Source organism: Tateyamaria pelophila, assembly GCF_019966495.1.
GTDB lineage: Bacteria > Pseudomonadota > Alphaproteobacteria > Rhodobacterales > Rhodobacteraceae > Tateyamaria > Tateyamaria pelophila.
Map to the genome: position 1 here is coordinate 20,952 of NZ_JAIMIA010000061.1, position 8,275 is coordinate 29,226.

Annotated in this window: 10 protein-coding genes and 2 pseudogenes; 6 read left to right on the plus strand and 6 right to left on the minus strand. The window is 58.4% G+C overall.

Annotated features, from left to right (window positions below; translation table 11 throughout):
- Window positions 1–22 precede the first annotated feature (22 nt).
- Window positions 23–976: a Bug family tripartite tricarboxylate transporter substrate binding protein gene (locus tag LC354_RS17110; RefSeq protein ID WP_223426100.1), complete on the minus strand. Its 954-nt coding sequence runs from the start codon at window positions 974–976 to the stop codon at window positions 23–25.
- A 194-nt stretch (window positions 977–1,170) separates the two neighbouring features.
- Between LC354_RS17110 and LC354_RS17115 the strand changes: the two genes are divergently transcribed.
- The 5 genes and pseudogenes from LC354_RS17115 to LC354_RS17135 all read left to right on the plus strand — a co-directional run bounded on the left by LC354_RS17115 (window position 1,171) and on the right by LC354_RS17135 (window position 6,003).
- Window positions 1,171–1,971 carry a phytanoyl-CoA dioxygenase family protein gene (locus LC354_RS17115; protein WP_223426101.1) on the plus strand — a complete coding sequence of 267 codons (801 nt, stop codon included), beginning with the start codon at window positions 1,171–1,173 and terminating at the stop codon, window positions 1,969–1,971.
- Between the two features lie 18 nt (window positions 1,972–1,989).
- Window positions 1,990–3,681, plus strand: a complete 1,692-nt coding sequence (locus LC354_RS17120) for a thiamine pyrophosphate-binding protein (RefSeq protein WP_223426102.1) — start codon at window positions 1,990–1,992, stop codon at window positions 3,679–3,681.
- A complete protein-coding gene (locus tag LC354_RS17125) occupies window positions 3,668–4,441 on the plus strand; it encodes an SDR family NAD(P)-dependent oxidoreductase (RefSeq protein WP_223426103.1) in 774 nt (257 codons plus the stop codon). Before LC354_RS17120 ends, LC354_RS17125 begins: the two co-directional genes overlap by 14 nt.
- A 191-nt stretch (window positions 4,442–4,632) precedes the next feature.
- A pseudogene (locus LC354_RS17130) lies at window positions 4,633–4,949 on the plus strand (IS6 family transposase); the annotation flags it as partial.
- A gap of 172 nt (window positions 4,950–5,121) precedes the next feature.
- Window positions 5,122–6,003, plus strand: coding sequence for a phage integrase SAM-like domain-containing protein (locus tag LC354_RS17135; protein WP_223426110.1), 882 nt, complete (start codon window positions 5,122–5,124; stop codon window positions 6,001–6,003).
- Here LC354_RS17135 and LC354_RS17140 read toward each other — a convergent pair.
- The 5 genes and pseudogenes from LC354_RS17140 to LC354_RS17160 all read right to left on the minus strand — a co-directional run.
- Window positions 5,931–6,521, minus strand: a pseudogene (locus tag LC354_RS17140) (IS3 family transposase); the annotation flags it as partial. The gene LC354_RS17135 and the pseudogene LC354_RS17140 sit on opposite strands and share 73 nt — an antisense overlap.
- Entirely contained in the window at window positions 6,430–6,774 is a 345-nt protein-coding gene (locus LC354_RS17145) for a peptidylprolyl isomerase (protein ID WP_223426112.1), read from the minus strand. The pseudogene LC354_RS17140 and the gene LC354_RS17145, both read right to left, overlap by 92 nt.
- A gap of 23 nt (window positions 6,775–6,797) precedes the next feature.
- Window positions 6,798–7,043: an arginase family protein gene (locus tag LC354_RS17150; protein ID WP_223426114.1), complete on the minus strand. Its 246-nt coding sequence runs from the start codon at window positions 7,041–7,043 to the stop codon at window positions 6,798–6,800.
- Window positions 7,044–7,088: 45 nt separating this feature from the next.
- Complete coding sequence (locus LC354_RS17155; protein WP_223426121.1) at window positions 7,089–7,313, minus strand: glycine zipper domain-containing protein; 225 nt, start codon at window positions 7,311–7,313, stop codon at window positions 7,089–7,091.
- A gap of 11 nt (window positions 7,314–7,324) precedes the next feature.
- Window positions 7,325–7,711, minus strand: coding sequence for a carbohydrate porin (locus tag LC354_RS17160; RefSeq protein ID WP_223426122.1), 387 nt, complete (start codon window positions 7,709–7,711; stop codon window positions 7,325–7,327).
- 120 nt (window positions 7,712–7,831) lie between these two features.
- On the opposite strand from LC354_RS17160, the gene LC354_RS17165 reads away from it, so the two are divergent.
- Window positions 7,832–8,239: a hypothetical protein gene (locus LC354_RS17165; protein ID WP_223426124.1), complete on the plus strand. Its 408-nt coding sequence runs from the start codon at window positions 7,832–7,834 to the stop codon at window positions 8,237–8,239.
- Window positions 8,240–8,275 lie beyond the last annotated feature (36 nt).

Sequence of the window (8,275 nt, forward strand, 5' to 3'; positions counted from 1 at the left end):
CGCGCCCTGCCTGTGACGTCAGTTACTGCTTGATACCGGCTTCGGTCAGAAGTTTGTCGTTCTTGTCGAACTCGGATTGCACAAAGGCCTCAAATGCGTCGCCTCCCATGAAGGCGACGGGCATGCGAAGTTCGCCCATCCGCGCCGTGAACGCTTCGGAATTCATGCCGACTTCGCAGGCTCTTTCCAGCGCCGCCTTAGCCTCTGCCGGGATGCCCTTGGGAGCGACGAGGCCGCCCCAGATCGGGAAGTTCATCGGAATCCCCTGATCGGTCGCAGTAGGCAGGTCTTCGGCCGTTAAGACGCGCTCGCTGGTCAGCATGGCGAGTGAGCGGACCTGATCGGAATTCTGCGTTAGAAACGAAATATGCGCGACGAACATGTCGATCGACCCGTCCAGCATCGCCTTGAAGGTTGGCGCGCTGCCTTTATAAGGGATAAAGGTGAATTCCGCCCCCGAGGCCGAGGCCAGGCCAAGCCCAGCCACATGCGGAATAGACCCCACCGCCTGAACGCCATAATTCAATTCGCCCGGGTTCTCCTTGGCGTAGGCCAGCATGTCGCCCAGCGTCTCGAACGGACTGTCTTGGCGCACGACCAGCGCCGACGGCGCGGAATAGGCCTGGCAGATGTAGTCGAAGCTGGCCGGTTCATAGGGCAACTGGCGCAGATGAGGTTGTGTGGTCATGGGGCCGACCGGTATCATGCCGATCGTATAGCCGTCAGCCTTGGCCCGGGCGGTTTCCGCTGCCCCGATGGTGCCGCCTGCGCCGTCCGTGTTCTTGACGACGACCTCGGCCCCCAGGGCCTCGGCCATCGGCCCTGCCAGAATACGTGTGGTGATATCGGTGCCGCCGCCCGCGGAAAACGGCACGATGATGGTGACCGGTTTGGCTGGGAAATCTTGGGCCAGAGCGGCGGCACCAAGCCCCACTGCGCCAACAAGTCCTGCGAACACTGTCTTGATGATGGTCATGTCTTCCTCCCTAGAAAATCGACGGGTTTGCAGGCACGCCCGTCGCAGGGTGCCGCCTTCTACGTCGTCGCTGACACCAGCTTACGATCATTTTGGGATTTTTCAAAACCCATTTTCAAATTTTATTGAAATTGAATTCCAAAAAAATTAGAGTGCTATCAAGGCCGGACGGTACCGACCAGGGAGGACACGCAATGCTTACGGAAAAAGAAGTCGAAACCTATCATAACGACGGCCTCGTCATGTCCAGCTACACCTTGCCCGAACCGCTGCTCGAGCATCTGCGCGGGGCGGTGGACAAGCTGATCGCGGACCACCCCAGTATACGGCCCGAATCGCTGTCGGGGCCGCATAACCCTTGGGGCCAGTCGGCGCATCTTATGGGAAATGTCGATTTCCTGGAATTCTGCCAGCATCCCGACATTCTTGACATGGTCGAGCAGGTGATCGGATCCGATATCATTCTGTGGGGGTCGATGCTGTTTGCAAAGCCTGCCGGCGACGGCAAGGCTGTGCCTTGGCATCAAGACGGGCGTTACTGGCCGATCGAGCCGCTTGAAACGGTCACCGTGCGCGTCTCGATCGACGGGTCGGACAAGGAAAACGGCTGCATGCAGTACATTCCGGGGTCTCACAGATCCCGCAAGTTGGAGCTGCACGAGATCGACATTCGCGATGACATGGCGCTGGGACAGCGAATGGCCGAGGTCGATGACTCGAAAGCCGCGGACTGTATTCTGGCCCCCGGCGGAGTGTCGCTGCACGATGTCTATACGGTGCATGGATCGGCCCATAATCGATCGACCAAGCGCCGTGCCGATTACGCGATCCGCTATATGCCGGCCACAACTCTTTATGACCGCTCTGACGATCATCCGGCGACAGTCTATGCAAGGGAACATTCGCCCAACATGAATTATCAGGAACGCCCGATCTGGCTTGTCCGGGGCAAAGACCGCGCCGGCAACGATTTCCAGCGCGGCAAGAAGATCTGAGCAAAGGACAGCCTAAACATGCCCAAGACAAATGAAATGGTCGTCCGGACCCTGATTGAGTCCGGAGTGGACCGTGCCTTCACGCTGCCGGGGTTGGGGGTGACATGGTCTTTGCCAGCCTTCCACGACGCCAAGGCGGATTTCGATGTTGTGCTGACGCGCAACGAATGGATCGCCTCGATCATGGCGCAGGCCGCAGGGCGGTTGACGGGGAAACCTTCAGTCCTCATGGGGCAAGGCCCATGGATCACCACCATGGGCAGTCTTGGCATTCTTGAGGCACATTTCGCGGGATCCCCCATGGTCGTGTTGACCGAAACCTCTGATTACGATGGCTATGGCCAAATGGGCGTGTATCAGACCATGACAGGTGATTACGGTGGGGCCAATGCTCTGGCCTCGCTCAAACCGATCACCAAATACGCAACCTATGCCACCACGCCGGAGGAGGCGGTCTTTGGAACGCAGATGGCGGTCAAGCATGCCTCGCTGCCGCGCATGGGGCCGGCGGCGGTGGTGATGAAAACACCGATCATTCGGGCCGAAATGGAGGCCACTGCCAAGCCCACGCTTTATCCCAGCGCGGGCTACCACGCCTATACACCGGCTCGGCCCGACCGAGAAGCCATCGGGCGGTTGGCAGAAATGCTGGACGGGGCGGACCGTCCGGTGATCGTGGCCGGTAATGGGGTGAACGCGGCTGAGGCGGGGCTGCAGCTTCAGGCGCTGGCCGAGGCGGCTGGGATCATGGTGGTGACCAGCTACAATGCGAAGGGCGTGATTGCCGAAACCTCGGATATCTGCGCCGGGATGCTGGGCACGTGGGGCCACGCTGCGGCCAACCGGGTGCTGGCCCAGGCCGACCTCGTGCTGATGCTGGGCGCGTCGATGGGCCCCGACTATACCCGGTTCCGGGATCCCGGTTTGATCCGGCCGGGCGAGCAGACGCTGGTACAGGTCGATGTCGATCCGCGCAATGCGGGGTGGGTCTATCCGGTGGACCTAGCGGTGACCGGTGATGTCGGCGATGTGCTGGCTATCCTGGACGAGATCGGACTGTCATCCGCAAATGCGGCCTCCCGCACCGGCGCGGGCATGGCAGTAAAGAAAAAGAACGGATATTTCGAACTTCCAGACCTGCCCGCGGCCCAGGGAACGGTGCATCACACGGATGTGGTGCGCGGGTTGCAGGATTTCCTTGGCCCTGACGATCTGGTGGCGCTGGACGCGGGCGCGCAACGGATCTGGGCAACCTTCGGCTTGCGGATGCCTTATCCGGGCCAGCTCATGGTGCCCGGCGGCACGGGCGTGATGGGTTGGAGCCCGCCCGCAGCCACGGCAGCCAAGCTGGTGCGCCCGGAACGGCGCGTCACCAGCTTGGTGGGCGATGGCGGGTTCATGATGACGGTTCAGACCCTGCCCACAGCCGTTCAACAGAACCTCGACGTCGTCTACATGGTGTCAAATAATTCCGGCTTGGGCATGGTGCGTGACAATCTGGGCGAGAAGCGGATCGCGGTCGATTTCAACGATGTGGATTTCGCAAAGGTTTCGGAGGGGATGGGAGCCAAGGGCATGACTGTCTTCCATCGCGACGAGATCCGCGACGCGCTGGACGAGGCCCACAAGATGGGCGGTCCGGTGGTGATCGATGTCAAGGTGGATCCTGATGCAAGCCACAAGGATGCCTGTGACAATGACCCGCTTTGAAGGCCGGTGCGCACTGATCTCTGCCGGTGGTAGCGGGTTGGGCAGGGGTGTTGCGCTCCGGCTGGCGCGCGAAGGTGCCAACGTTACGATCTGGGATCGCGACCAGGCGGCTCTCGTCGCCACGGCCAAAGAAGCCAAGGCAGAGGGGCTGCGCCTCAAGACCCGCGCGCTGGACATGACCGATGCGGGCGAAGTCCGGATGGCGGTGGCCGAGATGGCGGCGCAAGAAGGTCGGATCGACATCCTGCTCAACAACATTGGCGGATCGCTGCACACGCCGTTCAAGTTTCTCGAGCAGACGGATGAGCACTGGGACCGCGTCATGGCCGTCAATGTCACCGCCTGCGTGCGCACCACCCGGGCTGTGATCCCGCACATGATCGAGGCGGGGTTTGGGAGGATCATCAATATGGGTTCTAAGGCGGGCAGGTTCGGCAGCCTTTTTGCAGGGGCCAACTATGCCGCTTCTAAAGGCGCGATGCAGGCCTTCACCCTCCAGGTCGCTCAGGAATTCGGCCCCTATGGCATAACGTGCAACACGTTGTGCCCGGGCGCGATCCTGACACCGCGGGTCAAGGGCCTGCTGGAAGAGCGGCAAAGCCCCGAGGAGCGCGAACAAGTCCTGCTATCTATCCCGGTTCGTCGTCACGGTACGGTTGAGGATATCGCCGCGGCCGTCGCCTATCTGGCTTCCGCCGAGGCGGGCTTTGTCAACGGCGCTTCGCTCGACATCAATGGTGGTCAGGGCATGGTGATCTAAGTGGGGCACTACAGAACCGAATTGCAAGAAAAAAATAATATCTTTCAATGTGTTACGTTGGTTTTGGCGGGTTCTTGACGCGGCTCAGGTGATGGCATGGATGCCCCTCCCGACGGCATCGTAATGTGCCAACGGGCACTGTCAGAAGAAACCAGCTTGAGGCGGGCAGGGCGGTTTCGTAGCCTGCTATGATGAGAAAACGCCCCCCATTCCGCTACTTCAAAACCAGTCCTGAGATCATCCGCTTGGCGGTCACGATGTACGTCAGGTTTCCGCTTTCGCTCCGAAACGTCGAGGACCTGTTGCACGAGCGTGGGATCGAAATCAGCCACGAAACGGTTCGGTTCTGGTGGAACAGGTTTGGCCCGTTGTTTGCCGCAGAGATCCGCAAGAAAAGGGTCAGCCAGATGCGCGCATATTCGAACTGGCAGTGCACCTGGACGAGGTGTTCGTGAAGATTAACGGCGAGACGCACTATCTTTGGCGGGTCGTGGATCACGAAAGTGAGGGAGGATGGAAACACCCTGGTTGGATTTCGGTCGCGTTTGCAGCAGGTGGGATTCGAACCGACAGACCGGCGCAATAAAATCAATCGGTTAAGGGGCAGAGAAGGTTCGACGCCAGTCGCGTTCCCTCCGCCACCCACTCCAAGTATATGGTTTTACAGGGTTATTATTGCGATGTCCAAAAAGCTGTTGTCCATAATGGACCACAAGAAGACTGACGACAGCGACATGCGCTCCCTTGTACAACCACGCGGCCCCGGCAAGAGCTGGGTATTCCGGTTTGTGACGCCACCAGATCTGGTAGGCATCCCCAATCCATGGGACGGCAAACCACTTGGCAAAGAGATAAAGAAAGGGCTGGGAACACGGCACCTTCCTGAGGCCCGCAGACTGAGAGACATCGCACTCGGCGACATCCGAAGACTTGAAGACAGCTTAAGTGACGGTGCTGCTTTCTCTCTTGCATCAGCTGTAGAATGGCGCGAAGCGATTGCTGAAGCCCGCGAGAAAGCCGATAACCCCCAGCACGTCGGTATCGAGCTGGTTATGACTGACAAGCTGGAGCAAGCTCACGCCCGTGGTCTCTCCCAGACGCGACTTCAGCGGTTCGCTCGTGTAGCTACAGGGAAAGGGTTCCCCCTCGGTCTGGCCCACTCTCAGTATGTAGAAGCAAGGAAGGTCAGAAATCCGTATGGCTACGATCCTTTGAAACGATCCACGTTGATGAACCTTGACACCGCTATCAAGCATCTTCGCGCCTCTCTATCGGACGATACAGGCACCGCCTGCTTGGAGGACGTGACCCCAGAAACAGCCAAACGGTTCCAAGACGTCTACCTCCCCTCCGTCTGCAATCATCGCAGCCCAACAGGTCTATCAGCTCAAACGATAGCGAAGAATGTGAACTTGTTGAAACAGCTCTGGGTATGGGCCGTTGGTGAAGGGGTAATCCCCCCATTTTTAATGGGGTGCATCCGTAGAACTTACGCGGCCATTTTCAGTTTCTGGGCGGGAGTGATGCCGCCAATGCCCATGTTGGGTCGGTCGGTGTTGTAAGTCCATAACCATTGTGTAGCGTGATCTTGAGCCTCCTCGATGCTTTCGATGATGTATTGGTCGAGCCATTCATGCCGGACGGTGCGGTTGTAGCGCTCGATGTAGGCGTTCTGTTGCGGCTGACCGGGTTGGATGTGCTGGATCGAGATACCCAGTTTCTCAGCCCAGATCAGCAGCTTTCCACTGATGTATTCCGGGCCGTTGTCCACCCTGATCGTCCCGGGTTTGCCACGCAATTCGATGATCCTGTCCAAACTGCGGATGACCCGTTTTGGGGGCAGCGAAAAGTCGACCTCGATCCCCAGCCCTTCGCGATTGAAGTCGTCCAACACGTTCAGCAGCCGGAACGCCCGACCATCACCGAGACGGTCGGCCATGAAATGCATCGACCAAGTGATGTTTGGGGCCTCAGGCACCGCCAGCGCGTCAGGCTTGTCGCGCTTCAACCGCTTGCGGGGTTTGATCCGAAGGTTCAGTTCCAGCTCGCAGTAAATCCGGTAGACGCGTTTGTGGTTCCATGGATGAGGGCAGGTCGATTTTATAGGAGGCGCGCATGTTATCCAGACGTCTTTCGAAACTGCGTTGGCTGTAGGCCTGTGTCCAGTCTTCACGCAATATGCGGTTCAACTCGTCCGGGGGCAGGGTCTTGGGTGGATGAAAGGCATCCAAACGAACGAGGTGCCAGCCGCGCCCAGAGCGGATTGGCCCTGTCCATTCGCCAGGTTCAAGCTCCCGGATCTGCGCGCTGAAATCCCATCCCAAGACGGTCACCAACTGTCCGGGCCCGTAGTATTCTAGCCGGTTGTGGCCGTGCCGGCGGTGAAGGCCGGATCAATGGCGGCGATGTCGAATGAAATGAACATCGGTTTGCCGTTTTCCTTTGCTTCGGCAAGCACTTCGTCCATGACAACCTGCCAACCGCGCAGGTCGATTTCGGACATCATGTGATACCGCAGCCCATTGCTCCGGTTGGGCTTCGCTGAGGATTTCTTCTGTCGGTCTGTCTTGCACGGCGATCGGGGAACACAAAAGCGTCGCAAGACCTGCAGTCGCCAGTGTTCTGAGTTGATAAGTGGTCATCGGCCTTACCTCTTTTTCTTTTTGCTGCGCTTGACGCCGCCTGCGATGGCGCCGACGACGGCACCGTTTCGCGCCCCTTTCTTGCCGCCAACCAGGGTGCCTACGCCTGCGCCGACAACCGCGCCCTTGAGAACATCAGCGTAAACCGGAGGGGCGCTGGTAAATATCCAAGCGAGGCTGGTCGCAGTGACGACAACCAGACTGGAGCGGGGACTTTCTGTGCGTTGCATAAGTTTGCCTTTCAGAGTTCAATTCGGAGCCGAAGACCCAAGATCACCTCGGAGGATCGGGTCGAATTTGCGGGATCAAACACGATCTGAATGTCCGGTGTGATTTGCAGGAAGGGCGACACCTGAGCCCGGTAGTAGATCTCAACCCCTGTTTCGGTTCTGAGCGATTGGTCGGTGGGCGTGCCATGCCATGCTCCGAACCCGGCACGGTCATACTCAAATCCCAACGGGCGTTTTACGATCAGTCCTGCGGCGATCCGTTTTCTGAAATCTCGAAACGTATCGTCCGCGTGCGCATAGCGAAAAAAAGCTCCCAACCTGTCGCCGAAATCCTGATCGGCGCTCACAGAGAATGTATCGCCCTGCGGCAGAGATCCATTTTCGATCAGGCGTGACAAGGTCAGTCGGTATTCCCCATACCCCAAGACGCCGCAGAAGCGCTGATTGAAGACAGACCCGAAAGTATTTGGGCCACTCTGGCGCTTGGATACGCTGGCGTATCCGGATGCAGGCAGGATTTGATTGGCCGTGCCCTTTCTCGTATCCAGAACATGCAGCCGGTTGGGTCTCAAATCGATGATTTCAATTTGCTGCGAACATTATCGGCCTTGGATCATGGTCCCAGTGACGGCGCAGAAAAGCAAAATGCAGACTGCTCAGTATTTGAGTCCATTCGGGTCGGTATGGCCGCGTTGTACGATCCAACCGATGCGTCTTCCAACGAAGCACTTCATGGTGCGCAACATCGCGATGTTTTTTGGATACAAGCGTTTCAGATATCCGCCCTTGTCGAAAAGGGAAAGAAAAGCGAAGCCCGCGCAGTCTTCGACAGAATGCGGCGCGTGCACCCCAATGTGGAAGACTACATGCATCGCGCTTTGAGCAGATTGAGCAACCCCACGTCTGGAAATTCGGATTTGGCATGATCACGCATCCTGGCATTCCCATTTGATATAGGCCTT